General features: G+C 67.6%; 24 protein-coding genes. 6 read left to right on the top strand and 18 right to left on the bottom strand.

From position 1 onward, the window contains the following. Positions 1-26: 26 nt before the first annotated feature. Together AC2ITM_RS20565 and AC2ITM_RS20560 are read right to left on the bottom strand one after the other, a co-directional pair. Positions 27-1253, bottom strand: coding sequence for a branched-chain amino acid ABC transporter substrate-binding protein (locus tag AC2ITM_RS20565; protein WP_486470073.1), 1227 nt, complete (start codon positions 1251-1253; stop codon positions 27-29). 349 nt (positions 1254-1602) lie between these two features. Then, entirely contained in the window at positions 1603-2340 is a 738-nt protein-coding gene (locus AC2ITM_RS20560; RefSeq protein WP_486470072.1) for an SDR family NAD(P)-dependent oxidoreductase, read from the bottom strand. A gap of 149 nt (positions 2341-2489) precedes the next feature. On the opposite strand from AC2ITM_RS20560, the gene AC2ITM_RS20555 reads away from it, so the two are divergent. Beyond that, positions 2490-3275, top strand: a complete 786-nt coding sequence (locus AC2ITM_RS20555) for an IclR family transcriptional regulator (protein ID WP_486470071.1) — start codon at positions 2490-2492, stop codon at positions 3273-3275. Between the two features lie 81 nt (positions 3276-3356). Here the strand turns inward: AC2ITM_RS20555 and AC2ITM_RS20550 are convergent, their stop codons facing one another. The 9 genes from AC2ITM_RS20550 to AC2ITM_RS20510 form a co-directional block, all read right to left on the bottom strand. After that, positions 3357-3842 carry a gluconokinase gene (locus AC2ITM_RS20550; protein WP_486470070.1) on the bottom strand — a complete coding sequence of 162 codons (486 nt, stop codon included), beginning with the start codon at positions 3840-3842 and terminating at the stop codon, positions 3357-3359. Between the two features lie 58 nt (positions 3843-3900). Continuing rightward, positions 3901-4392, bottom strand: coding sequence for a flavin reductase family protein (locus tag AC2ITM_RS20545; protein ID WP_486470069.1), 492 nt, complete (start codon positions 4390-4392; stop codon positions 3901-3903). Between the two features lie 3 nt (positions 4393-4395). Further along, positions 4396-5622 carry a styrene monooxygenase/indole monooxygenase family protein gene (locus AC2ITM_RS20540; protein WP_486470068.1) on the bottom strand — a complete coding sequence of 409 codons (1227 nt, stop codon included), beginning with the start codon at positions 5620-5622 and terminating at the stop codon, positions 4396-4398. A gap of 5 nt (positions 5623-5627) precedes the next feature. Next, complete coding sequence (locus AC2ITM_RS20535) at positions 5628-6404, bottom strand: SDR family oxidoreductase (RefSeq protein ID WP_486470067.1); 777 nt, start codon at positions 6402-6404, stop codon at positions 5628-5630. A 100-nt stretch (positions 6405-6504) separates the two neighbouring features. After that, the gene (locus AC2ITM_RS20530) at positions 6505-7059 is read right to left on the bottom strand and encodes an amino acid synthesis family protein (RefSeq protein WP_486470066.1); all 555 of its coding nucleotides are present in this window, start codon (positions 7057-7059) and stop codon (positions 6505-6507) included. After that, positions 7056-7637, bottom strand: a complete 582-nt coding sequence (locus AC2ITM_RS20525) for an amino acid synthesis family protein (protein WP_486470065.1) — start codon at positions 7635-7637, stop codon at positions 7056-7058. Before AC2ITM_RS20525 ends, AC2ITM_RS20530 begins: the two co-directional genes overlap by 4 nt. 123 nt (positions 7638-7760) lie before the next feature. Further along, the gene (locus tag AC2ITM_RS20520; protein ID WP_486470064.1) at positions 7761-8867 is read right to left on the bottom strand and encodes a Gfo/Idh/MocA family protein; all 1107 of its coding nucleotides are present in this window, start codon (positions 8865-8867) and stop codon (positions 7761-7763) included. After that, on the bottom strand, positions 8864-9922 hold the full coding sequence (locus tag AC2ITM_RS20515; protein ID WP_486470063.1) for a sugar phosphate isomerase/epimerase family protein: 1059 nt from the start codon (positions 9920-9922) through the stop codon (positions 8864-8866). The genes AC2ITM_RS20520 and AC2ITM_RS20515 overlap by 4 nt, the downstream gene beginning before the upstream one ends. 86 nt (positions 9923-10008) lie before the next feature. Then, complete coding sequence (locus AC2ITM_RS20510) at positions 10009-11025, bottom strand: LacI family DNA-binding transcriptional regulator (protein WP_486470062.1); 1017 nt, start codon at positions 11023-11025, stop codon at positions 10009-10011. Positions 11026-11205: 180 nt separating this feature from the next. Between AC2ITM_RS20510 and AC2ITM_RS20505 the strand changes: the two genes are divergently transcribed. Then, the gene (locus tag AC2ITM_RS20505) at positions 11206-12102 is read left to right on the top strand and encodes a LacI family DNA-binding transcriptional regulator (protein WP_486470061.1); all 897 of its coding nucleotides are present in this window, start codon (positions 11206-11208) and stop codon (positions 12100-12102) included. Positions 12103-12166: 64 nt separating this feature from the next. Here the strand turns inward: AC2ITM_RS20505 and AC2ITM_RS20500 are convergent, their stop codons facing one another. From AC2ITM_RS20500 to AC2ITM_RS20490, 3 genes are read right to left on the bottom strand one after another with little or no spacing between them, the layout of a single operon-like run. After that, positions 12167-13549, bottom strand: a complete 1383-nt coding sequence (locus AC2ITM_RS20500; RefSeq protein WP_486470060.1) for an efflux transporter outer membrane subunit — start codon at positions 13547-13549, stop codon at positions 12167-12169. After that, positions 13549-16662: a multidrug efflux RND transporter permease subunit gene (locus AC2ITM_RS20495; RefSeq protein ID WP_486470059.1), complete on the bottom strand. Its 3114-nt coding sequence runs from the start codon at positions 16660-16662 to the stop codon at positions 13549-13551. Before AC2ITM_RS20495 ends, AC2ITM_RS20500 begins: the two co-directional genes overlap by 1 nt. 6 nt (positions 16663-16668) lie before the next feature. After that, positions 16669-17856, bottom strand: coding sequence for an efflux RND transporter periplasmic adaptor subunit (locus AC2ITM_RS20490; RefSeq protein WP_486470058.1), 1188 nt, complete (start codon positions 17854-17856; stop codon positions 16669-16671). Positions 17857-18142: 286 nt separating this feature from the next. Here AC2ITM_RS20490 and AC2ITM_RS20485 point away from each other — a divergent pair, with 286 nt between their 5' ends. Further along, complete coding sequence (locus AC2ITM_RS20485; RefSeq protein WP_486470057.1) at positions 18143-18724, top strand: TetR/AcrR family transcriptional regulator; 582 nt, start codon at positions 18143-18145, stop codon at positions 18722-18724. A gap of 4 nt (positions 18725-18728) precedes the next feature. On the opposite strand, the gene AC2ITM_RS20480 is transcribed toward AC2ITM_RS20485, so the two are convergent. Both AC2ITM_RS20480 and AC2ITM_RS20475 read right to left on the bottom strand, forming a co-directional pair. Then, a complete protein-coding gene (locus tag AC2ITM_RS20480; protein WP_486470056.1) occupies positions 18729-18938 on the bottom strand; it encodes a YgaP family membrane protein in 210 nt (69 codons plus the stop codon). Positions 18939-19026: 88 nt separating this feature from the next. Continuing rightward, complete coding sequence (locus AC2ITM_RS20475) at positions 19027-19500, bottom strand: MarR family winged helix-turn-helix transcriptional regulator (RefSeq protein ID WP_486470055.1); 474 nt, start codon at positions 19498-19500, stop codon at positions 19027-19029. A gap of 92 nt (positions 19501-19592) precedes the next feature. Here AC2ITM_RS20475 and AC2ITM_RS20470 point away from each other — a divergent pair, with 92 nt between their 5' ends. The 3 genes from AC2ITM_RS20470 (at position 19593) to AC2ITM_RS20460 (ending at position 22777) form a co-directional block, all read left to right on the top strand. Then, positions 19593-20549 carry a quinone oxidoreductase family protein gene (locus AC2ITM_RS20470; RefSeq protein WP_486470054.1) on the top strand — a complete coding sequence of 319 codons (957 nt, stop codon included), beginning with the start codon at positions 19593-19595 and terminating at the stop codon, positions 20547-20549. Positions 20550-21320: 771 nt separating this feature from the next. Next, complete coding sequence (locus AC2ITM_RS20465; protein ID WP_486470053.1) at positions 21321-21620, top strand: hypothetical protein; 300 nt, start codon at positions 21321-21323, stop codon at positions 21618-21620. A 272-nt stretch (positions 21621-21892) separates the two neighbouring features. Beyond that, on the top strand, positions 21893-22777 hold the full coding sequence (locus AC2ITM_RS20460; RefSeq protein ID WP_486470052.1) for a LysR family transcriptional regulator: 885 nt from the start codon (positions 21893-21895) through the stop codon (positions 22775-22777). 6 nt (positions 22778-22783) lie between these two features. On the opposite strand, the gene AC2ITM_RS20455 is transcribed toward AC2ITM_RS20460, so the two are convergent. Together AC2ITM_RS20455 and AC2ITM_RS20450 are read right to left on the bottom strand one after the other, a co-directional pair. Then, complete coding sequence (locus tag AC2ITM_RS20455; RefSeq protein ID WP_486470051.1) at positions 22784-24022, bottom strand: LysR substrate-binding domain-containing protein; 1239 nt, start codon at positions 24020-24022, stop codon at positions 22784-22786. Positions 24023-24400: 378 nt separating this feature from the next. Next, positions 24401-26017 carry an APC family permease gene (locus AC2ITM_RS20450; RefSeq protein ID WP_486470260.1) on the bottom strand — a complete coding sequence of 539 codons (1617 nt, stop codon included), beginning with the start codon at positions 26015-26017 and terminating at the stop codon, positions 24401-24403. Between the last annotated feature and the right edge of the window lie 19 nt (positions 26018-26036).

The following is a 26036-nucleotide window of genomic DNA, read 5'->3' as shown; positions in this document are numbered from 1 at the left end:
TCATGCGGCCCGGCCTCCTCCGCCGCTCAGGGGCGGTCCATCTTGCAGGTTGACGGCAGTGTGATCACATCCGCCGGGATCGTGGCCACATCATGCCAGCCCCAGCCGGTGCCTTCCTCGTCAAAGCCGCCGTCGGTGACGGGACCGAAGGTGGCAATCGACATCTGCGTCAGCAGCTGGTGGTTTTCCGGCCGCACCGTGGCATCGGCGCCGTAGACGGTCTGGAACTGGGTGCCCTCCAGCGCGGTGACCAGCGCATCGACCTGGTTGCTGCCAGCCTTCCTGGCGGCAATCGCAAGCGCGCGCATCGCCGAGGTGTCCCCCGGGAAGCTGCTGGCCGAGACCCCGCCCGAGGCGCGGAAGGCGGCTTCATAGGCCTTGTAGTCGTCATTCTGGGTGCCGCCGTCGCCGTCGAAGACCGAATAGACCTTGCCCGCCAGCCCCGACTGCGCCATCGCCGTCGGCGCCCCCGGCCCGGTCGAGAAGAAGGTGAACCATTCCGCCGGCAGGCCCGCCTCTCCGGCGGCCTTCAGTTCCAGCGACAGGTCCGCGCCCCAGTCCGAGGTCAGCACCGCCTGCGCCCCCGAGGCCTTGATCTTGGCGATATAGGGGGTGAAATCGGTGATCTTCTGCAGCGGGTGGGTGTCATCGCCGACCCACTGGATATCGGGGCGGGCCTCGGTCACCATGTCCAGGATCGACTTGCGCGAGGTCTGGCCCGAAGACCCTTCCGCATTCAGCAGGAAGACCTTGGTGATATCGGGGCGGCTTTCCAGGTAATGCGCCAGCCCGGCAGTCTTCATGTCCGCATCCAGCACCCAGGAGAAGCTGTAGAAGCTGCATTTCGCTCCGGTGATCGCGGGATCATGCGAGGCGCCGTCAAAGACGATGACCTTGTCGTCGGGGTTGCGGCGGTTGTGCTTCTTGACGAAATCGACCAGCGCGAAAGTGTTCGACGACGACACCGAGGTCTGCAGGATCCGGGCGCCCGCATCAATCGCCTTCTGCGCCTGGATGGCGGTTTCCTGGGCGCTCATCTTGTTGTCGAAGGTCAGGATCTCGATCTTCTGGCCGTTCAGGCCGCCTTCGGCATTCACCTTGTCGGCGGCAAAGCGCAGCACCTGTTCGATGCGCTCCGAGACCACTGCGGCCGGCCCCGAGAACGGGTCGATCATGGCGAATTTGAACGTGTCATCTGCCAGGGCGCCGGTGGCCATCATGGCGAACACGGACGCGCAGAGAATTCTTTTCATCGTCTTCCTCCCTGGACGCAGAACACTGGCCCGCAGCCGGGCTGCAGGGGGTCTGGGGCGTTCTGTCGTCAGTTTCTCCTCTTGGCCGAAGCCCGGGGCGACGGACCCGCTCCTCTGGTCCGGGTGTCGCTCGTCCTCCGTGGGCTTATGCTGGAAATTTTGCGGCCCGGGGTCAATCGACAAGGTCCGATATGCGGACGTCTTGGAATATTTTTGATGGATTCAGGGCAAATCTTTTCCGATGGAATTTTTTAAACATCAGAATTTACGAAATAAAATGTAGATCTGTTCTGCGAATTTTTTTGGACTTTGCGGACCCTGGCGGGTCCGCTCTGTCCGGCATGTGGACCTAGTAGGTGGCCCGTCCCCCGGACATATCGAAGACCGCGCCCGAATTGAACGAACATTCGCCGCTCGCCATAAAGGCGATCATGGCGGCGGCTTCCTCGACCGTGCCGAAGCGGCCCTGCGGGATTCGCGACAACGAGAACTGCACCTGTTCGGGCGGCAGCTGGTCCATCAGGGGTGTGCGGATCAGCCCGGGGGCAAAGCAGTTGGCGCGCACGCCGCTGGTTGCCAGCTCCTTGCCCAGCGACTTGGTAAAGCCGATGATCCCCGCCTTTGCGGCCGAATAGCACGAAGCATTGGCATTGCCTTCCTTGCCAGCCACCGAGGCGACGGTGACGATGCGCCCGTAGTCGCGCGCCAGCATCCCGTCCAGCACCGCGCGGGTGCACAGAAAGACCCCGCCCAGGTGGATGTCGATGACCTGCCGCCAGGGCGCATAGGGCTGGCCCTGCACCGGATGGGTGGGGCCGGTGATGCCGGCGGCGGTGACCAGGATGTCGATCCGCCCGAAGGCGGCTTCGGTCTGGGCGGCGGCCGCCACGACCGAAGCCTCGTCCGAGATATCGACGGCAAAGCCGCGGGTGTCGCCGCCCATTTCCGCCGCGGCCTGGGTGGCATCCTTCAGGTCCCACAGGGCGATGGTGGCGCCCTCGGCCTGCAGGCGGGTGGCGGCGGCGCGGCCGATGCCGCGGGCGCCGCCGGTGATCACGGCCACCTGGCCAGCAAAACGATTGTGCATGGAATCCTCCCTGAGTCCAAAATGGTCCGTCATGTGAACGGATCGTCGCGCAATATGGCTTGAGAATTTCAGGGCAATTTGCAAGTCTGCCGAAAAGATGCGGCGAAAATTCTGAATAATAGTCCGCATGATGAACTATCGGAGGCGCCATGGACGCGGCCCAGGACGACGACATCCGCGATCGCGGCAATCGCAGCCAGGTGGTGGAACGCACCTGCCTGATTCTGAAGGAGCTGGGGCGTCACGGTCCGGCCGGGGCGCGGCTGATCGACCTGACGGCGCGCTCGGGCCTCAGTCGGCCGACGGTGCACCGGATCCTGGCGACGCTGACGACGGAACGGTTCGTCGAGCGGACGCAGGACCGGCGCTATCGCCTGGCGCCGCTGATGCATGAACTGGGCCTGAATGCGCCAAGCCCCGTGGGCGATCCGGCGCGGCTGCGTCCGGTGGTGCAGGCGCTGGCCGACAGCTGCGGCGACACGGTCTATCTGGCGATGCGCACCGGCGATCTGGCGCATTACCTGCTGCGCTGCGAGGGCGCCTATCCGATCCGCACCCATTTCGTCACCGCCAATGAATCCGTGCCGCTGGTGGCCAGCCATTGCGGCCGCTCGCTGTTGTCGGCCATGCCCGAGGACGAGGTCGACGACCTGATCCGCCGGGCCGCCCGCGACCGCCGCCAGTTCAAGGAGGCCACCCCCGACGGGCTGCACGAAGAGGTCGAGCGCATCCGCCGCGACGGGTTCGGCTGGGCGCGCGATGTCACCTTCATCGGCGTGGCCGGGCTGACGGTGCCGGTGCCCAATCCGCGCGGCGCCTCCTATCTGGCGATGAGCATCTCGTCGATCTCGCAGCGGCTGACGCGCGAGCGGGCGCTGCAGCTCTTGCCCGAGCTGAAAGAGACCGCAGCGCGCATCGGCGCCATGGTGGGCTGAGCGGCGCAAGGGCCCCCAGGGGCAACATCCGATCAATGCGGGCTGGCAATGGCCCCTCAGACCGCCAGAGGGGGGCGGCTGCTAGCGCGGCAGCGCCGCCAGGATCTGCTGCACAAGGACCTCGGGCGGGCGGGTGGCATCAAGGGTACAGCCGGTCTCGTCCGGGCCCAGGGGTTCCAGCGTGGCGATCTGGCTGTCGGCCAGTGCGGGGTTCATGAAATGGCCCTGCCGGCGGGCCAGACGGTCGCGGACCTGGGCCAGATCCAGCGCCAGATGGGCAAAGAACACCGGCCCGCCGCTGCGCAGCTGGTCGCGGTAGGACCGCTTCAGCGCCGAGCAGGCGGTGACCGATCCCACCGTCATCGCCGCCGCCACCGCCGAAAGCCAGGGCGCGCGCATGGCATCATCCAGCGCGATGCCGCGGGTCATGGCGTCGATGTTCTGAGGCGGATGCAGCAGGTCGGCTTCGATGAAGGCATAGCCCAGCCGCTGCGCCAGCGCCTGGGCTATGGTGGATTTGCCGCAGGTGGTGACACCCATGACGACGATGCGGGCGGGCTGGGACATGGGGCCTCCGGGATGAACGCCCCTGCCCTAGCATGGCGGCCCGGCCGCGGCCACCGGCCTAGGCCAGCGCCGCCAGCCCGTGAAAGCCTGCCCGCGCATAGATCAGCGCCGCGCCGTCCGACAGGGCTGCGGCCTCGATCCGGCCGACGAAGATCATGTGCGTCCCCGAAGCCGTGGCGCTGGCAAGGGCGCAGGACAGGCTGGCGCAGGCGTCCTGCAGCCGGGGCTGGCCGAAGGCATCCTGGGTCCAGGGACCCTGGCGGAACTTGTCGGCGCCGCGCTCTGCCCCCGCCCCGCCAAAGGCCAGGGCCAGATCGGCATGGCCGGGCCCCAGCAGCTGCACCGAGAACCGCCCCGAGGTCTCGATCGCGGCGCAGGTGGCGTTGCGGCGGTTGACGCAGACCAGCAGGCTGGGCGGCGCATCCGAGACCGAGCAGACCGCAGTGGCGGTCAGGCCCTGGCGTGCCGCGCCCGCGCCGGTGGTGATCAGGGTGACGGCGCCGGGAAACAGCGCCATCGCCTGGCGGAAGGTATCGACCGCGATCGTCATCGCTCAGGCCGCCTGCAGGCGTTGCAGATAGGCGCGGGCGGCCATGTCTTCGGCGAACCAGGGGAAAAAGTCGCGTGGATCGTCGAAGCCGTTGGCGATGCGGCGGGCGAGTTCAGGCAGGGCCTGGGCGGCGCCCATCAGTTCCAGCACATGGGGCGGCGGCGGCTGCAGCATCATGTTGGTCCAGCGCACCACCCATTGCGCCTGGTCCCAGAAGCGTTCGAACGTGGCCTGCATCCAGGGCGCATCGAAGGGCGCCGTGCCGCGTTCGGCGATGGCCCGAAGGTAGACCGCTGCGGCCCGGACGGCATTGTTGGCCCCCTGCCCGGTGATCGGATCGTTCAGGCAGACCGCATCGCCCATCCCCAGCACCACCGCGCCCGAGGGCAGCCGGCCGACCGGATGGCGCACCGTCGGCGCGAAACGCCCCGCCAGGGTGCCGTTGCCATCCGTCAGTTCGATGTCGCGGCAGCGCTCGGCCTCCCAGGGCAGGTAGGTCTGAAGGATCTCGCGCGACATCGCCAGATGCTCGGCCGGGGTGCGCGCGCCTGACCAGCGGTCCATCGGGCCGCCGGGCAGGCCCTCGAAGACCATGATCTCGCAGGGGCCCGAGGTGGTCAGGGCGGGGAAGACGAAATATTCGCCCACCCCCGGGATCAGATTGAAATTCACCGCCGTGAAGTCGGGCCGTGGCGCCATGCCGTGGACATAGGTCAATGCCAGCGCGCGTTGCGGCACGTCGAAGGCCGAGCGCTCGGCATCGCGGGTGAACAGCTGCCCGATCTCGCCCTTGCCAGAGGCCACGATGACCAGATCGTCGGTGCGCGCGCGGGCCTCCAGCAGGGCGATGTCGGCGGTGCGGATCTCGATCCGGCCGCCCTGGGATTCGAAAATCTCCATCCAGCGGGGCATCTTCACCCGCTGGTCGACCGAACGCGCCGGGGCATCCAGACGGGCCGACCATGCCATGGCCTTGTCGCCCCCGGGGGTCGGCACGGTGAAGGAGATGCCCTGCACCGGCGGGCAGCTTTCGGCCCACAGATCAAGGCCAAGGGTCGCTTCCTCGGCCAGGGCGGTGGCGAACTGGCATTGCGAGGACAGCACCTTGCCAGAGGCGATCTGCGCGGGGGTGCGATCCTGGATCAGGGTGACGGCATGGCCCGCCTGCAGCAGGCCGATGCCCAGTTGCAGGCCGCTCTGGCCGCCGCCGATCAGGGTGATACGTGCCATGGGGATTACTCCTGCAGAAGGGGGATGGCGGCCAGGGCCTGTTCGGGGCCCATGGCGGTGTAGCCGCCATCGACGCGCAGGTCGGTGCCGGTGATGAAGCTGGCCTCGTCCGAGAGCAGGAAGAGGATGGCATTGGCGATCTCTTCGGGATCGGCGATGCGGCCGGGCAAGTGGAAGGGGGCCGCGACGCGGTCGGTACGGGCGCGGTCGCCGCCCGACAGCCCGTCGAGGATGTTCGACCAGGTCCAGCCCGGCGAGACGGCGTTGACGCGGATGCCCTCGCCCGCCAGATCCATCGCCTGGTTGCGCGTCAGCTGCAGGATCGCGGCCTTCGACACCGGGTACAGCCAGCGGCCGCTTTGCGCGACCCGCGCCGAGATCGAGCCGAAATTGACGATGGCGCCCCGGTTGCGGGCCAGTTCCGCCCGCGCCGCCTGCATCAGCATGACCGAGCCCACGACATTGACGTTGAACGCGTCCAGCCATTCGTCGCGGCTGGAGGCGCTGCCGTTATCGGCATAGCTGGCGGCGACGTTGACCAGGAAATCGATCCGGCCGTAGGTCTGGATCGTGCGGTCGACCAGCGCCGCGATCTGGGCATCGTCGCGCAGGTCGCAGGGCTGGAAGGCGACGCCTTCGGCCTGCAGGGCGCGGCCGCCGGCGATGTCGATATCGGCCACCATGGCCAGGGCGCCACGGGCCCGCAGCCCCTGCACCACCGCCGCGCCGATCTTGGTTGCCCCGCCCGGGACGATGGCCACCCGGCCCTCGAAACTGCGCATCTTACCCTCCGCTTCTGTTGGTTGCGGGGGTATCTTGCGGGCCCGGGGGCCGGGGCCGCTATCCGGGAAGGGAAAGCCCTATCCGGATCGCGAAAATCTTTTACAGATCCGCCGTGGTCTTGCCGCCGATGCGCGGCAGCGGGCGGCCGCCATCGGTGACAGCCACCGCGACCAGGATCTCGTTGCGGCGGGGGGCATCGGGGATATGGGCCTCGATCGCGTCGAAATGGCTGCGGATATAGGCATCATCCTTGTGCCCCAGCGGGATGTCGATCGCCGTGCCGGCCCGGCCGCGCTTCTTGGCCGAGGGGATCAGCGCCGGCCCGCCCCCCAGCACCGCGCGGAAGGGCGCGCCCAGCTTCGGGTGCAGGATGGCGCCGGCATGTTCCAGCTCTCCGTCGGTGCCGACGATGGCGGCCTTGCCAAAGCTTTCCGCCTGCGCATCGGGCCCAAGGGCGGCCAGCGCCCGGCGCGGCAGCAGATCACCCAGAGCCTCGCCCATGGCGATCAGATCGGACAGATCGGCCTGGAACCGGCCGGCAAAGGGGTTCTCGATCACCGCCATGGCGACCGCGCGGCGCACCGGGGTGGCGAGCGCGATGTCCTGTTCCGACAGGGTGTCCTCGACAAAGGTCACAAGGCGCCGGATCTTCACCGCAGGCCGTCCTTCTTGCTGATCTCGGCCGCCTTCAGGCCACCCACGCGGGCGTGCACGCGCGGCCCGGTGGTCATCGCCAGCGCCACGACGATCTCGTCCGGCTTCGGCGCATCGGCAATGCCCGCTGTCACCGTGTCGAAATGGCTGCGCACGTAAGAGGCGTTCACATGGGTAATCGGCAGGTCGATCTCGGTGCCGGCGGGGGCGACCTTCTTGGTCGAGGGGACGATCGCCAGCGCCTCGCCCAGGGCGCCGCGCATCGCGTAGCCGCCCGGCACATGCCACAGCGCGCCATGTTCCAGCTCGCCCTCGACACCAACGATGGCGCCCTTGCCGTAGCCCTCGATCAGCTGCGCATCCCCGCCCATGGCGGCGACCAGACGGTCGGCCAGCTCGGCGCCCAGGGGTTCCAGCGCGGTCATCATCGGGGTGATGTCTTCGACATAGCGGCCGGCATAGGGGTTGGCGATCACCGCCATGATCACGCCCTTCTTCTGCGGCACCTCGGCCACGGGGCCGCCTTCGTGCAGGATCTCGTCCACCCGGCACATGATCTTGCGAACCTTGATCTCCATCGCTCTTTCCTTCCACCGGATGCGCATATACCGTTTGAGTACATCCAAATTTTGCGGCTGGCGAGCTTTCCCTGCATCGGTCGTGCAAATGGCGCCGCCCCGAAGCCCGGAGCGGCGCAGAGTTCAGCGCAATGGCGTCCAGGCGCCGTCCGCCGTGGCCGATCCCTGAACGGCCCGGATGAAGGCCATGCCCTCGACCCCATCGTCGATTCCGGGCAGCACGATCCCCGGCTCCTGCCCCCGGATCTGCCTGGCAAAGCCGGTGTAAAGGGCGGCAAAGGCGCCGACATAGCCCTCCGGGTGGCCCGAGGGCACGCGGGCGGGCGCGCTGGTGCCATGGCCGGCGCGGGTCAGCGTGACCACCGGTTCCCCCAGCCGCGCGACCCGCAGCGTGTTCGGCTGTTCCTGGTGGAATTCGACCGAGCCGTCTTCGCCGTAAAGCCGCAGCACCAGGCCGTTTTCGCGCCCCGCCGCGACCTGGCTGGCCCACAGCATCCCGCGCGCGCCGCCTTCAAGCTGCAGCAGGGCCTGCACGTCGTCGTCGATCTGGCGGCCGGGCACGAAGGCGGTCAGCTGTGCCGAGACCTGCGTCACCGCCGCCCCCGAGACATAGCGCAGCATCTGGAAGGCATGGGTCGCGATATCGCCAAGCGCCCCGGCGCCCGCCAGCGCCGGATCGGCGCGCCAGGAGGCCTGCTTGTTGCCCGGAAGCTCTCGGGCCAGCCAGTCCTGGGCATATTCGACCTGCGCCACGCGCAGCCGGCCGATGTCGCCACGGGCGACGATGGCGCGGGCCTCCTGGGCCATGGGATAGGCGATGTAGGGATGGGTCAGCAGGAACTGCACGCCGCGCGCGGCCGCATCCCGAACCACCTTTTCCAGCGCCAGCGCATCCTCCAGCGTGGTGGTCAGGGGCTTGTCGAGGATGACGTGGATGCCCGCCTGCAGGAAGGCCTCGGCCATGGGGCGGTGCAGGTGGTTGGGGGTGACGATGGCCACGGCCTCGATCCCGTCGGGACGGGCGGCCTCGGCCCGGGCCATCTCCTGCCAGTCGGCATAGCTGCGCGCGATGTTGAGGGCGGCGGCGCTTTCGGCGGCGCGCGCGGGATCCGAGGACAGCGCGCCCGCCACCAGATCATAGGCGCCATCCAGCCGTGCGGCCATGCGGTGGACCTTGCCGATATTGCCGCCGATGCCGCCACCGACCATGCCAAGACGTACAGGTTTCATGCCGGGATCCCCATCAGGGTTTTCAAGGTGGCCGCATCGACGCCGCTATCCGCGAAATCGTCGAAGGCGCGGTCGGTCAGCGGGATGATGTGCCGGGCGATGAAGGGGGCGCCTTCGGCGGCGCCGACCTCGGGGTGCTTGAGCGCGCATTCCCATTCCAGCACCGCCCAGCCGTCATATCCGGCCGTCGCCAGCCGCGAGAAGACGCCCGAGAAATCGACCTGTCCGTCGCCCAGAGAGCGGAAGCGCCCGGCCCGGTCCTTCCAGTCGGCATAGCCGCCATAGACGCCCTGCGCGGCGGTCGGGTTGAATTCGGCATCCTTGACATGGAAGGCGCGGATGCGGTCGCCGTAGCGGTCGATGAAGCCCAGGTAATCCAGCTGCTGCAGCACGAAGTGGCTGGGATCATACAGGATATTGGCGCGGGGGTGGTGGTCCACCACCTCCAGGAAACGGTCGAACGTGGTGCCGTCGTGCAGGTCTTCGCCGGGGTGGAGTTCATAGCACAGATCGACGCCCGCGGCATCGAAAGCGTCCAGGATCGGGCGCCAGCGACGGCCGAGTTCAGCAAAGGCGGCCTCGACCAGGCCTGCGGGGCGTTGCGGCCAGGGGTAGACATAGGGCCAGGCCAGCGCGCCGGAAAACGTCGCATGGGCCTTCAGCCCCAGCCGGGTCGAGGCCCGCGCCGCCAGCATCAGTTGTTCGGCCGCCCAGGCGGTGCGGGCGGCGGGGTTGCCCTGCACCGCTTTCGGCGCGAAGGCGTCGAACAGCGTGTCATAGGCCGGGTGCACCGCCACCAGCTGGCCCTGGGTATGGGTCGAAAGCTCGGTGATCTCGATCCCCTTGTCGGCCAGAAGGCCACGGATGTCGTCGCAATAGGTCTGGCTCTCGGCGGCCCGGGCCAGATCGAAGATCGCCGGATCCCCGGTCGGCACCTGCACACCGCGATAGCCATGCCCCGCGGCCCAGCCCGCGATCCCCTTCAGGCTGTCAAAGGGCGCGCTGTCACCCAGGAATTGCGCCAGGAAAATCGCTGGCCCTTTCATCGTCTGCATCGTCCGTCTCCGTCCTTCGGGCGTCGAAGTGACAATGCAAACGTTTTCAAAAATATGCAACGGCTATTGTAATTCCGTTTATCGGATCACGCAGCCTGCGGGCAGGTGCTGTCGCGACAGATCAGTTCGGGGGGCAGCAGCAGGTCGCCTTCAGGGGGGGCGGCGGCCATCAGCGACAGGACGCGGCGGGCGGCCTCTTCGCCAATGCGGCGGCGGGGCTGGCGCAGGGTGGTCAGCGGCACCGGACCGTGGGCGGCCAGCGGCAGGTCGTCGAAGCCCACCAGCGACAGCGCCTCTGGGAGCACCAGCCCCGCACGCTGCAGCGCCCAGCCAAAGCCGCAGGCCAGCTGGTCCGAGGCACAGATCAGCGCGGTTTCGGCCCGCGGCCCCCGCAGCCAGTCCCGGGCGGCATCGCGCCCGGCGGTCAGGGTAAAGTCTCCGGCTTCGATCACCACGGGTTCGGCGCCGCGCCGGGCCAGCCCCGCCCGGAACGCCTGGCTGCGCAGGCCGGTCACCACGTTGTCGGCCGGTCCCGCCAGATGCGCGATGCGCCGGTGCCCGGCCTGCCACAGATGCGCGATCGCCTGTTCGATCCCGCCGGCATTGTCGCACAGCACCTGCTGCAGGGGCGACCCCGCGACCGGTTCGAAGGCCAGGACGGCGGGCGGCAGGATGTCGTGCATCTCGGCCAGGGCGGCCCCCATCGAGCCGTCCATCACGATCACCCCGTCGCAGCGCCCCGGCGCCAGAAAGCCGCGCATCGCCTCGGGGCCGTTGGCGGCCAGGGCGGTATCGGCGATCACCAGTTCCAGCCCCGAGGCCTCGAGCACATCGGCAATGCCTTCCAGCGCCTCGGAAAAGAACGGGTTCGACAGGCCGCGCACCAGCGCCATCACGGCGCCCGCCCGCTGCAGCCGCAGGTTCCGCGCTCCGGCATGGACCTGGTAGCCGATGCGGGCGGCGGCCTCCAGCACCCGGGTGCGGGTGCGCTCGGACACCATGTCGGGGCGCGACAGGGCCCGGCTGACGGTCGCTACCGACACATTCGCGGCAGCGGCGACCTCGGCCAGACCGGGCCTGTTGAGCGGGCGTTCCTGGGACATCGGGGGCCTTCCTGTAAGCGGGGTTACGGTACCGGGACGGAAACGGCTTGAAAAGGGGCCAGGGCGACCGCTAAGCGGACAGAAAGCCCCGCGTCCCGGAAGGAACATGCCCTGACCACCGCCCGCCTCGAGGACGTCGCCCGCATTGCGGGGGTCTCCATCTCGACCGTCAGCCGCACCTTGCAGCACCCCGACATGGTGGCCGAGGCGACCCGCGTCGCGGTGCTGAACGCGGTGCGTGAAACCGGCTACCGGGTGAATGTGGCTGCGCGCAACCTGCGGATCGGGCGGACCGGGGCGATCCTGGCGGTGCTGCCGCACCTGTCGAACCGCTACCACGCCGAAATCCTGGCCGGCATGTCCGAGGCGCTGGCAGGCGCCGGGCTGTCGCTGCTGGTGCGCGACCTGCGCCAGCCGCAGGGGCTGGACCCACGGCGGTGCGACGGCATGGTGGTGCTGGACCAAAGCTGTTGCGCGGCGGTGCAGGCGGCGATGGACCAGCTGGGCCGGGTGCCGGCGGTGCTGGTCGATGACGACACGCCGCCGCCGGGCTGGCCGGTGGTGCATTCCGACAACCACGGTGCCGCGCGGGCGGCGACGCGCCACCTGCTGGCGCGCGGCTGCCGGCGGCTGGCGCATATCGCGGGCCCCGGGATCAGCGGCCCGGCCCGCCTGCGCGAGGCCGCCTTCCTTGAGGTCCTGGCCGAGGCCGGGCTGACCCCCGCCTGGCGCTGGCAGGGCCCCTATTCGCTGCAATCGGGCGCCGAGGCCGCCGAGGCGCTGCTGGCCCAGCGGGTGCAGATCGACGGCGTATTCAGCGCCTCGGACACGGCCGCGGTCAGCTTTGCCGCGCGGATGCTGCGCGCCGGGCGCCGCATCCCCCAGGACATCGCCCTGGTGGGCTTTGACGATCTGGACATGGCCGAAACCTTCCGCGTGCCGCTGACCACCGTGCACCAGCAGCGTACCGAGCTGGGCCGCAGCGCCGTCGCCGTCCTGCAGCGGCTGATCGCGGGCGAGGCGGCGGCGCCGGTCACGGTGCTGCCGGCGCCGCTGGTGATCCGCGACAGCGCCTGATCCACGCAAAAGGGCGGCCCCCTGCGGAGCCGCCCTTTCCTGTCCTGGCGCCGGAACGCCCGTGTCAGTTCTTTGCCGGAGCCGGTTTTTCCTCGGGGATCTCGGCATAGCCTGCGCCCGCGCCGATGGCGATCTGCAGCGTCGCCCATTCCTGTGCCGCCTGGTTCCGGGCCGAGGCCGCCGAAATCCGCGCCGAGGCTTCGGAACGGTCGGTGTCCAGCAGGTCCAGCAGCGTCATCGCGCCGTTGCGGTAGGTTGTCTGCCCCAGTTCCAGCGCCTTCGAGTACGAATCCGCCGCCCGTTGCAGCTGCACCGCCTGCAGGCGGTACTGCTTCAGGTTCGATTGCGCGGTCTGCACATCGCCCACGGCACTGGTGATCGCCGAGCGGTAGTCGATCTCGGCCTGCTTGGCGGTCGAGACCTGGGCATCGCGCGTAGCCCGCAGCGCGCCCTGGTTGAAGATCGCCTGGCTGATCGAGGGGCCGAAGCTCCAGCTGGTGGCGTTGCTGGTCCCCGAGACCGTGCCCGACAGGCTGATCGAGGGGTAAAGCGCCGCGGTATCGACGCCCACCTTGGCCACCTGCTGGTGCAGCACGGCCTCGTAATAGCGGATGTCGGGACGGTTGCGCAGCAGGTCCGCCGGCACGCCGGTGGCGATGGTGCCGGGGATGCGCAGCTGGCTGGCACCCTTTTCCATCTGGGTCATCAGCGGGCCTGCCGGCACGTTCAGCAGCGTCGCGATGGCAAAGACCTGGGCCCGGAACTGCGCCAGGTAGCTGGGCAGGTCGGCCTGGGCCGATTGCAGCGCGGCCTGGGCCTCGGCCTCGTCCAGGGTGGTCGAGGCGCCGGCGTTCAGTTCCTGCTGGGTGATGTCCAGGGTTTCCTGGCGGGTCTCGATGGTCTTGCGCGTCAGCTCCAGCGCCTGCTGGTAGTAGCGCGCATTGCCGTAATCCGCGATCAGCTCGGCCAGCCAGGCCAGCCGTTCGGTGCCGACATCGGCCTGGGCGGCCGCCAGGTTGGCCTTGGCGGCCTCCTGCTCGCGGCGCACCCCACCGAAGAGGTCGATCACGAAATCAGCCGACAGCGACGAAGAGGTGTCGCCCCAGGCCGCGCTTTGGCCACGCACGCCCGAGCGGGTCTTCGACACTTCGGCCGAGCCGCTCAGCGCCGAGTTGATGCCGGTTTCCCGCAGGCTGGCGCGGGCTTCGCGGATCCGCTCCTGAGCCTGCAGCAGGCTCAGGTTCTGTTTCATGCCGGTTTCCACCAGCTGGTCCAGCATCGGGTCCTTGTAGTCCTTCCACCAGGCCCGGTAGGCGACCTGCGCCAGCGGGCTGGTGTCACCGCCGACGAACTGCGTCGTCAGCGGGACTGCGGGGGTCTTGTAGTTCGGCCCCACGGCCGCACAGCCCGCCACCAGCATCAGAGGGGCCAGTTTCATCAATTGCATTATGCGGTCTCCTTGCGGCCCGGGCCGCGCTTGGACGTACGGACGATGCGGCGCACCGCAACGTAAAGGACAGGCACCATCACGATACCGAACACGGCCGAGAAGGCGATGCCACCCAGCATGCCGATCCCGATGGAGTTCTGCGCATTGGCACCGGTTCCGCTGGCAACTGCAAGCGGCAAGACGCCCAGCCCGAAGGCAAAGGTGGTCATCAGAATCGGGCGCAGACGCATCCGGGCGGCGGTCTTGACCGCCTCGAACAGCTCCATGCCCTCTTCGCGCAGCTTCTCGGCGAATTCCACGATCAGGATGGCGTTCCTGGCCGCAAGACCGATTGTCGTCAGCATGCCCACCTTGAAGTAGACGTCATTCGACTGGCCGAACCACCAGGCCGCGACCAGCGCGCCCAGCAGGCCGACCGGCACCGCCAGCATCACCGCGAAGGGCACCGACCAGCTTTCGTAAAGCGCCGCCAGCGCCAGGAAGACCACCACCGCCGACAGCGTGTAGAGGATCGGTTCCTGGTTGCCCGACAGTTGCTCCTGATAGCTGAGGCCGGTCCAGGCCAACGTATAGTTGCCGTCCATGCCATCGACGATCGACTGCATCTCGTTCATCGCATCGCCCGAGCTGACGCCCGACGCCGCCGAGCCCTGCAGCTCGATCGCGTTGACGCCACCGTAGCGGGCGACCGTGGTGAAGGTCGTGCCCCATTTCTGGGTCGAGAACGCCTTCAGCGGCACCATCTCGTCATCCGAGTTGCGCATGTACCACTTGTCGATGTCCGAGGGCTGCATCCGGTAGGGTTCGTCGCCCATGACGCGGACGTCGCGCAGCTTGCCGTTCAGGGTGAAGTCGTTGACATAGCTGCCGGCAAAGATCGTCGACAGGTTCGAGTTGATGTCCGAGATGGTCAGGCCCATCGCCTGCGCCTTCTGCGGATCCAGGTCGATCTGCAGCTGGGTCTTGGTATTGGCCTCATAGCCGCGCACCGAGGTGATCTTGCCCGAGGCAGTGGCCTTCTGCGCCACTTCGGCGGCCGCGGCCTGCAGCTTGTCCAGACCCTGGTTGCCCTGGTCGATCAGGTACATGCTGAACCCGTCGGAAGAGCCCATGCCCTGGATCGGCGGCGGTTGCAGGAAGAACACCTGGCCATAGCGCCCCGAGCCGAAATGCGCATTCGCGGCCATGGCGATCTGTCCGGCGGTCAGGCCGGGGCGCTCCTCGATCGAGCTCAACTTGGCGAACATCAGGGCGTTGTTCTGGCCCTTGCCGTCAAAGCCGAAACCGATGGCGGCAAAGACGCTCTTGGTCTGATCGGGGAACTTCTGCTGCAGGAAGTCGGTGACCGCGGTCACCGTCTTCTCGGTCTGGGCGCGGGTGGCGTTCTGCGGCAGCGAGATCGAGGCCATCAGCACGCCCTGGTCTTCCGTCGGCACGAAGGACGACGGCAGCTTTTCATAGACGGCATAGATGCCGAAACCGACGGCGACGACGACGACGACCATGCGGAAGGGCCGCTTGATCAGCCGGGCGACGGTGCCGGTGTAGCCGTTGTTCAGACGATCCATGCCGCCGTTGAACTTGCGCGCTGGCCAGATCTTCTTCTTGCCGTGCTGGGGTTTCAGCAGGCTTGCGCACATGGCGGGGGTCAGGATCAGCGCCACCAGCAGCGACAGCACCATGGCCGAGATGATGGTGATCGAGAATTGCCGGTAGATCACCCCGGTCGAGCCCGACATGAAGGCCATCGGCAGGAAGACCGAGGACAGCACCACCACGATGCCGACCAGCGCCGAGGAGATCTCCTTCATGGATTTCTCGGTGGCGGTGACGGCATCCAGCTTTTCTTCCTCCATCACCCGTTCGACGTTTTCCACCACCACGATGGCGTCATCGACCAGCAGGCCGATGGCCAGCACCAGGGCGAACATCGTCAATGTGTTGATCGACAGCCCCGTGACCGCCAGGACCCCGAAGGTCCCCAGCAGAACCACAGGCACAGCGATGCAGGGGATGATCGTCGCCCGCCAGCTTTGCAGGAAGACCAGGATCACCACGAAGACCAGGACGATGGCTTCGAACAGGGTGTGGTAGATCTGCTGGATGGATTCCTGGATGAACGGTGTGGTGTCGTAGGGATAGACCACCGACACGCCTTCCGGCAGCGCCTTCTTCAGCTTGTCGATCGCCGCGTGGACGCGTTCCGACGTGGCAACCGCGTTGGCGCCGTTCTGCAGGTTGATGCCGAAGCCGGTGGCGTTATGGCCGTTGTAAAGGCCCTGGACGGTATAGTCGTCATCCGCCAGTTCCACCCGCGCGACATCGCCCAGATAGACCGAAGAGCCGTCGTCATTGGTCTTCAGCACGATCTTGCGGAAGTCGTCGACGGTGCTCAGCTGCGACTGCGCCTTCAGCGAGATGGTCACCTGCTGGCCCTTCGAGGCCGGGATGGCGCCCAGGGTCCCGACGGTGACGTTGCTGTTCTGCTCGGACACGGCATCGGTCACATCCGAGGGCGTCAGGGCATATTTGTAAAGCTTGTCCGGATCCAGCCAGATCCGCATCGCATATTCCGAGCCGAACACCTGGATCGAGCCGACGCCCTCCAGGCGCTGCACCGAATCCTCCATCAGGTTCGAGAACATGTCGCCCAGCTGGACGTTGGAATAGCTGTTGTCGTCCGAGACCAGCGCGCCCACCATCAGGATCGAACTGGTCGAGCGCGTGACCGAGACACCCGCGGTGGTCACCGCGGATGGCAGCGTACTTTCAACAAGTTGCAGCTTGTTCTGAACCTGCACCTGCGCCATGTCCGGATCGGTGCTGGAGTTGAACACCAGCGAGATCGAGGAGCTGCCCTCGGACGAGCTGGAGGTCATGTAGAGCAGCCCGTCGAGGCCCGTCATGCCGTCCTCGATGACCGATGTCACCGAATCCTTCACGATGGCCGCCGAGGCGCCGGTATAGGTGGCGCTGATGCGCACCGTGGTGGGCGCCACCTCTGGATATTGCGAGATGGCGAGGGAGTTCAGGCCGAAGGCCCCGGCGATCATCAGGATGATCGCGAGGACCCAGGCGAACACCGGTCGGTGAATGAAAAACTGAGCCATGTCGCGTTATTCCGATGCGGCCTTCGTGCCGTCCGAAGCCGCAGCCGGCGTCACATCCGTGGTGTTGCCGTCATCGGCAATCGTCACGGCGGTGGCCTTGACGGCTGCGCCGTCCTGCAGGTTCTTCTGGCCGTCGACGATCACCTTGACGCCGTCCTCCAGCCCCGAGGTCACGATCCAGGCATTGTCCTGGCTGCCCTCGGTCGGCACGGTGACCTTCTTGGCCTTGCCGTCGGCACCGATGGTGAAGAAGCTGAAGCTGCCGTCGGCATCATGCTCGCCGGCACGCTGGGGAACCAGGAAGGCCTTTAGCGTCCCAATCTGCACGGTACCGCGCAGGAACATACCCGGCAGGATCACGTGTTCGGGGTTGTCGAAGCGGAAGCGCACGGTGACCGAACCGGTGGTGGTCGACACGGTGGGCGAGGGGGTGACCAGCTCGCCGGTGGCCTCGTAGGTATCGCCGCCCTCGACGACCAGGGTGGCCTGGATCTTGTCCGACAGGGTCAGCGCGCCGCTTTTCACCTTCTTGCGCAGCGCCAGGATGTCGGCGGCGGGCTCCAGCAGCTCGACGTCGATCGGATCGAGGGTCGTCACGGTGGTCAGCGCGGTATCCTGCGCCGAGGTCACCAGGTCGCCCGTCGATACGGCCGCGACGTCGACGATGCCGTCGATGGGCGAGCGGATCGTGGTCCAGCCCAGCTGGACCTGAGCATATTTCAGCGCGGCCTTCGCGGATTGCAGCGTCGCCTTGGCCGAGGCCAGGTCCGATTTCGCCGTATCCACATCCGCGGCCGTGTAGCCCGACCCCTCCAGCTTGGCGGCGCGGTCATAGGCCGCCTGCTTCACGGGCAGGTCGGCCTCGGCCTCGGCCACGCTGGCCTCGTCCGCATCCACCGTCGCCTGGTAGCTGGCATCATCGAGCTGGAACAGCGGATCGCCCGCCTTCACCTCAGAGCCGGGCTTGTAGAGCTTTTGCATCACGATCCCGTCAACGCGGGGACGGATGTCGGCCTGCTCATAGGCAACGGCCCGGCCCGGAAGCTCGACCGTCTGGGTGACGTCTGTCTGGTGCAGGGTCACGTAGCCAACTTCCGGCGTCACCTGCCAGCCCTGTGCCAGCAGCGCGTTGGGGGCCATCAGGGCAACTGCCAGCGTCAGCGTCCGGCGGCCCTGGCCGTCATATCTCATCATCGAATGTCCGTTCCTGATCATGCTTTCCGGCAACACTTCGCCGGGTCCCTGGGAGGATGACTTGGCGAATCTTTGCAGAGTGTGCAAGGTTTGCCCAGTATGTAAATCAAGAACGGCCTGACAACTAGTTGAATGGACGTTCAACGGCGGGCTTTCACTCATCCCTCGTGGGAGTGCGGCAGTTTCGGACGCCTGGTTGCACCCAGGGGCGTGTTTTGCCCTTCAGGCGCAACCCGGGGGTCTTGCCGTGCCTGAAGGCCCCGTCGAACCGGGAGAGAGGAGACACATGGCCGATCTGAGGGCGCGGCGCCGGGCCGAGACCGCGCGGGTGATTCAGCAGGCCGCCGTGGCGCTGACCCGCGAGGAAGGATTCGAGGCCGTCACGGCCGAGGCCATCAGCCGGCGGGCGGGCGTCAGCCCGCGGACGTTCTTCAACTATTACCCGAACAAGGAAGCGGCGCTGTTTGGCGACCACCCCGCCTTCCCCGAGGAGGCCCGCGCGGCCTTCCTTGCGGCGCAGGGGCCGGCGCGGAGCGATATCCATGACATGCTGCGCACCTCGACCCTGGCCGCCCGGCAGCACCGGGACGAGCTGGAGGTCATCGTGCCGCTGCTGCGCTGCCAGCCGCGCATCCTGGAAATCTACATGGCCCGGCGGGAACTGATCAGCGGTGAAATGGCCGATATCCTGGGCCGGCGCTTTCCCGGCCGCTCGGCCTTTTTCCTGGTGATCCTGTCGCATGCCCTGCTGACCGCCTCCTGGACGGCGATCGAACATTGGCTGGAGCAGCAGACCCCCCTGGAAGTGGCGTTCGAAACCGCCTGGGAGGCGCTCAGCGGCGTGTCCGGGCTGATCCTCGACGGCTGAGGCCTCAGCCGCGGCCGCAGGTCCGCAGCCCCACCAGCCGGTAAAGCGGGCAAAATCCCATCACCGCGGTCAGCGCGAAGACCAGTGCCACCAGCAGCGTCAGCCAGTGCAGACCGCCTGCCTCAGCCAGCGGCCCGGACAGGGCCAGCCAGGCCAGCACCAGGGCCGCGACCATGCGCAGGGCCCTGTCGATCCATCCCATGTTGCGTTTCATCCCGGATCTCCCTTTTGTGGATGACCCGATGCTACCTCTCCAGCCCCCACAGGCTCGGTGACCTGGGTCACCAAGCCGGCCAGGTCGCTCAGCCGTCGGGCTGCGACGCACCGCCGCGCCCCATGTCCGCCAGCAGCGCATCGGCATAGTCCCGGCTCAGCCGCACCAGCGCCGAGACATCCTCGGGCGCCCAGTCCGCCAGCGTCCGGCGCATGATCTGTTCGCGCGCGGCATCGATCCGGTCGGTCATTGTCCGGCCGGCCTCGGTGACGCGCGCCTCGCGCACCCGCCGGTCCTTTTGTCCGGGGCGACGCTCGATCAGCCCCAGCTCCTCCAGCCGCGCGGCCTGGCGACTGATCGTCGTGTGATCACGCCCCACCCGGTCCGCCAGCTCGCCCAGAGCGACCGGCCCCAGCCGTTCCACCAGCACCAGCAACGGGAACAGGGCCCGGTCCAGCCGGATGCCTGCGGCCGCGACGATCTGCGAATCGCGCTGCGGCCGGTTCATAACCGCCACAATATCCAGGATCGCCCCGTGAAGCTGCCGCATATCGGCTGACATATGTGCATTTTGCAGGTTTTTCATTGACACATCGGTTGCTGTTATTTATCTGCATTATGCACACAACATACTTCTTTGAAAAGATCGATGCCATGAAGGCTGCCGTTGTCACCGGGGCAGGCGCTGCCCCCGTCTGTGCCGATTTCCCACCCCCCGTCGCCCAGGGCGACGAACAGATCATCCGCGTCCGCGCGTCCGCCGTCAGCCAGCTGGTGCGCGCCCGCGCCTCGGGGCGCCACTATTCCTTTGACGGCACCTACCCCTTCGTCGCCGGCGTCGATGGCACCGGAGAGCTGCCGGATGGGCAACGTGTCTACTTCGCCCTGCCACGCGCGCCCTATGGCGCCCTGGCCGAACTGGCGCCGGTGCGTCCGGCCTTCTGCGTGCCCCTGCCCGAGGGGCTCGACGATGTGCGCGCCGCCGCGCTCGCCAATCCCGGCATGTCGTCCTGGATGGCGCTGCGCGAACGCGCCCGGATGCAGCCAGGCGAAACCGTACTGATCAATGGCGCCACCGGGGTCTCGGGCCAGCTCGCCGTGCAGATCGCCCGGCACATGGGCGCCGCTCACATCATCGCCACCGGCCGCGATCCTCAGGCCCTGGAACAGCTGCGCGCGCTCGGCGCCGACACGGTCCTGTCGCTCGCCGACCCGGCCGCTGTCCAGGACGGCCTTCAGGCCTGCTTCGCCGCCGGCGTCGACGTCATCCTCGATTATCTCTGGGGCCCCTCGGCCGAGGCGATCCTGCAGGCTGCCAGCCATGCCCGCCCCGCCGACCGACGTCGCCGCTTCGTCCAGATCGGCGCCATCGCCGGAGCCGAGATCACCCTGCCCGGCGCCTGGCTCCGCTCCGCCGCGATCGAGCTCATGGGCAGTGGCATCGGCAGCGTCTCGATGCCGGGTATGATTCAGTCGATCCGCGACTTGCTTGCCGCCGCCGATGCCGCACAGCTGCAGATCGCCACGCAGACCGCGCCTCTCACCCGGATCGCCGAGGCCTGGCAGGCCGACACCGGCCGTGATCGCCTTGTGGTGCAACCCGCCGCCTGAGCCTGCATTTTCTTGTTCCGAAATACCTCGGGGGAGTCTCCGCAGGAGACGGGGGCAGAGCCCCCGCCCCGGGTGCCGCCGCGCGCGACAGCCAAGGCGGCACCCTCATCCGGCCAGACGGTCAGGATTTCGGCCCTCTCCCCCCATCCCCGGATGCGGCACACCCGCAGCAGCTCTGCCGCCTCTATCGCCGCACCGGTCCACGGCGTCGGATCGGGGGCCAGGCGGCACCTGGGTCCCGGGGCTGCGAAGGCGCAGAAGCCCCGCAACAATCGGTTCCTCAGCCGCACCCGGCCCCCAATCCGGCGCTGCAGGCGGCCCCGCTTCGCCACATGGAACGGCGATATCCGCCGCTTGGTCTTGACCAGGGTGTCGCTCTGCGGGTCTTCGGTGGGCATCAGGCTCCGTGCCGGTTCTCGATGGCATGCGGCGCGAGTCCGGGCGGCGGCGGCAGACCGACGCCCCTCGCAGATCCCGACGGATTTCCATGCAGAAGCGCCGCGGCAGCGGCGGCAGACAGGCCTGACGGAACCGAACGGTACATTCGGACCCCTTATTTTTCTGCCAAACATGAAAATTTTCCCGTCAAGGATAACCTAGGGGCATCCATGGCGCGTTAGCGCACGCGGTCGTGAACAGTGGTCATTGATTGTGCGTTCATGTCGAAAAGTGTAAACGAAAAATGACATCTAATGCTTCCGGGCATTGAGGCCTATCTCCTCCTCACAAGACGCGATCAACCGCGCCACATAAGAAACGAAGGAAAAAACAATGAAACTCGCAGCAACTGCCTTCACCGCACTGATCGTCGCAACCTCCGCCGGCGCCGCTTTCGCAAACACCGCGCCGACCTCGACGACCGTCCTGGTCCCGACCGACAGCTTCTATGCTTCCGCCGACGAAACCGGCATCGCGACCTCGAAAGTGCCGCTGACCTCGGGCACCGCCGTTTCGGTTCCCGCCTCGGTCCTGCCGCACACCACCGCCCAGGCCGAAAACCTGGCTTCGAACGACACCTTCACCGTGACGGCCTTCCCGCGCGCTGACGTGCCGCTCAGCAACGGCCGCTAAGCCGAAAGAATCGCGCCGTCCGGTCAACGCTCCCTGAGACCGCCGCGGCACGTCGGGCCCCGGTCCTCCGCCTTCTGCCTGTCCACCCAGGCAGAAAAGCGCAGGCCCGGGGCCTGTTCATTTTCACGAAATGTTTCAACTCCCAACACACAAGCGTGAAGCCACGTGCCGCTGTGCAGAAAGACGGAGTTCAAACCCGCCGCCGTTTATCCTATCTAGACAGTCCCTTCGCACGATCGTCATGCGGTCGTCATACCAGTGAGACGGTTTCGATGGATACTATCGCGTTGCGCACCTATGCCCTCATCGTGGAAGAGGGTTCCTTTTCGGCTGCGGCGGACCGGCTGGGGATCTCCCGCAGCATGTGCTCCAAGCATATCAACGATATCGAGGCCAACCTTGGTGCCCGGCTGCTGACGCGCACGACGCGCTCGGTCAAGCCCACGGGCATCGGGCTCGATTACTACGCCAAGGTCCGGCGCATCCTCGACCTGCTGGACGAGGCCAACGAAAGCGTCAAGACCGAGGTCAACACCGCCGCCGGCCGGCTGAAGATCGGCGCGCCGGTCTCCTACACGCTGAAGACCCTGCGCCCGCACCTGATCCGCTTCATGCGCGAATACCCCGCCATCCAGCTCGAGGTCTCGCTGGACGACAAGGTGCATGACATGATCTCTGACGGCTACGACGCGGTGATCCGCGTGGGCGAGCTCGAGGACACCTCGATGCATGCCCGCCAGTTCCACCAGGTGAAAACCCATGTGGTCGCCTCGCCCGCCTATCTGGCCGAACACGGCATCCCCCAGCAACCTTCGGACTTGGCGCATCACCGCACGCTCTATTACGCCAACATGCGCGGCGCCGGCACCTGGCCCTTCAAGCGCGGCGAGGAACTGCTGTACCAGAAGATCCACCCGGTCTTCTCGGCCAACAATGGCGAACTGATCGCCACTGCGGCGCTGGATGGGATGGGCATCGCCTTCATGCCCGATTTCCTGGTGCGCGACTACCTCGAGGCCGGCCAGCTGGAGGTGATCCTGTGCGAATATTCGCTGCCCGACATCCCGATCAGCGTGGTCTATCCGTCGCGGCGCAATGCCTCAGCGGCGCTGAAAGCCTTCGTCGATTTCTGCGCGCCGCGCGCCAAGAACAGCTGATCCCGGTCAGGACGCCGCAACGATCCGCGGGCGCAGGGCCTGTGGCGCGGGCCCTGCGCCCGCGGCACGGTGCAGGCCGTCCAGAAACAGCCCATGCGCCCGGGTCGGCAGCCATCCGGTCCGGGTGATCACCCCGCGGGGTGGCGGGGCCTCCAGGGCCGGACAGGGCAGCGCCTCCAGCAGTCCCATCCGCAGGTCCGGCCCGATCTCGCCATGATCGAGGACGCTGACCATATCGGTCTCCAGCAGCATCGCCCGGGTACATGCAAGCGAGTTGGTCTCCAGCCGACGCGCCGGCGGATGCGGCAGCCCGGCCAAAATCCGGTCGATCTGTCCGCGGCGAGGGCTGTCGGTGGGCGGCAGGATCCAGTCGCAGCGCGCCAGCGCCGCGGCCGGAACCTCGGCCAGCCGGGTCAACGGATGGCCGCGCCGCGCCACCAGGCGGACCTCCTCGGCGCACAGCTCCGCCTCATCCAGACCGGGCTGCGGCCCCTGCAGCGGCGCCAGCAGCAGGTCGATGCGGCAGTCCAGCAGGGCCTGGCGCAATGTCCCCGCCTCGCCCTCGATCACCGTGACCCGCGCCCTGGGACATTGCGCGGCGAAGGCCGTCAACGCCTGCGTCAGTTCCGGGCTGCCGGCGGTGGGCGCAGCGCCCAGCACGATCTCTGCCTGGCCATCGGCCCGGATCTCGGCAAAGCCCAGGGTGATTTCGCTCAGGGCCCGTCGCACCTCGCGCACCAGCGCCTCGCCGGTCCGGTTGCAGGCAGGCCCCTGGGCCGAGCGGTCGAACAGCGGCCGGCCCAGCGTGCGTTCCAGCGTCCGGGCCGAACGGTAAAGCGTCGCCGGGGCCACATCCAGCCGTGCCGCTTCGGCCGCCACGCCGGCCGGATCCGCCGCCGCGATCAACGCCCGCAGCTGGGTTCCCGTCACCAGGCGCTCGGCCGGTGGGTAGGGGCCGCCGGTCTCGGCCGCCCCCAGCACATCGTGCAGCGCCGCCTCCAGGATCTCGAAGAACCGGCCGATGCGGCGCAGGAACAGCCGCCCTGCGGCGGTTGGCCGGGTGCCGGTGGCATGGCGTTCGAACAACGGCGCCCCCAGCTGGCATTCCAGGTTCAGGATCGCCTGTGTCACCGCCGGCTGCGAAGTATTCAGCGCCCGCGACGTACAGCTGACCCCGCCCAGGCGGCCGATGGTCTGCGCCATCCGCAGATGCCGCAGGTTCGGCAATTGAATGCTCTGTCCCAAAGTGTCTCCTCCCTCGGACCTGCCCGGTGCTCTGGCGCGGGGCCAGGCCTCCTCCCGGAAGGTCAACATGTTCCGAGATCCGCAACGGATCTCCCCCGGTCTCCCCTCCGGTCCGATCACTGGACCCCATTCCGCATGAAGGAACAAATTCTTTCGACAGGCAGACCCATAAGAAATCGTCCCGGGTCCCGCCTACCCACCGCTCCCCTGCCCTTGCAGGCCACCCCGTGCCATCAGATTGCCCTCGCCCGGCGCCCCGCCATCACGCCAAGGTGATCGGGGCCCGCCCCCCGGATCTGCCGGAGAGCGGTTCTTCATCATCTGACCCGAAATACTCCGGGGGAGTCCCCGCAGGGGACGGGGGCATCGCCCCCCGCCTCACAGGTCCCGCGCAAACGCCTCCTCGGGGCCCGCCAGCACCCTGGCGGTTTCCTCGGCCGGCAGCGCCGATTTCAGCGCGAAGCGCACGACGATCAGGCTCCAGACCGCGGTCAGCACGACGCCCGGCCAGAACGGCAGCACCGCCCAGCCGCCGCCCACATCCGACAGCGCCGACAGGATCCACATGCCGCCGAACCACGGCAGCAACCAGCCGATCTGCTTCCAGCCAAAGCTTTCCGCATCATCCTTGCGGATCCCGTGGTGATAGACCGCATAGGCCGCGAACAGCACGATCATCAGCACGAACAGCACGGAATTGGTCTCGAAACCGGTCCAGTAGATGATCAGGTTCGAGCAGATGAAGGCCAGCGGCGCCAGCACGCCCGCGAAGGGCAGGCGGAACGACCGCGGCGCCTCGGGCTGGTTCCGGCGCAGCACCAGCAGTACGATCGGACCCAGGCCATAGGTGATCACCGTGACCGAGGTGATATAGCCCACCAGCTTCTGCCAGGCCGGGAAGGGCAGCAGGAAGAAGACGCCGGTGATCCACATGACCGCGATGGCAACCCACGGCACGCCATTCTTCGACAGCTTGGCAAAGGCCTGCGGGGCCGCGCCCGTCTCGCCCGCCGCATAAAGGATGCGTGAGCCGCCGGTCAGGTAGATCAGCCCCGTGCCGCCGGGCGACACATAGGCATCGACGTAAAGCAGCGCCGCCACCCAGCCAAAGCCAAGCGCCGCTGCCAGACCCGCAAAGGGACCCGCATCGCCGGCAAAGCTCAGGCCCGCCCAGCCATGCGCCAGGTCATCGGGCTTCAGCGCCAGGATAAAGCCCACCTGCAGCAGCACGTACAGCACCGCCGCCAGCAGCACAGATCCGATCACCGCCATCGGGATCGCCCGGCCCGGGTTCGCGGCCTCGCCGCCCATGTCGATGGCACTGCGGAAGCCCAGGAAAGAGAACACGATGCCCGCCGCCGGCAGGGCCGTGAAGATGCCGTTGAACTGGCCGGGCTGCGGATCGGCCTGCCAGACGGCCCAGTGGCTGGATCCCAGGATCAGCGCCGCCACCGTCACCAGCGGCACGGCGATCTTCCACCAGGTGATCGCGGTGTTGAACTTCATCAGCTTGCCGACCGCCATCAGGTTCAGCAGCGCGATCACCAGCAGCAGCACCGCACAGACCAGAAAGCCCGCCAGGCTCAGCGTGCCGGACCCGTCGCCCTTCAGAAGCCAGGGCAGGTAGTTGTTGGCATAGGTCACCACGGCCTCGGTTTCCACCGCGGCGACGGGCGCATAGGCCAGATAGAGCATCCAGCTCCAGATCCGGCCCAGGCCCGCGCCATGGCTGGCGTGGCTCATGTGCACCAGCGCGCCAGAGCGCGGGAACAGCGCCGCCAGCTCGGCAAAGCACAGCGCGATCAGCAGCACGATCGCGGCGCCGACGACCCAGCTCCAGACGGCATAGGGTCCGGCGATCTTGGCGGCGTGGAAGGCGCCGAACAGCCACCCCGACCCCACCATCGACGTGGTCGAAACGAACAGCAGGGCAAGCCGGCCGGCATCGCGCCGCAGCCCCCCTTCGCCTTGCTGTGACATGGACATATCGGCCATGTGCAGTCTCCCGTTTTGT

It is taken from the genome of Pseudooceanicola sp. NS-SX9 (assembly GCF_057380705.1).
The sequence above is the reverse complement of the archived record's forward strand: the minus strand, read 5'-3'. Positions and strand labels throughout refer to the sequence as shown.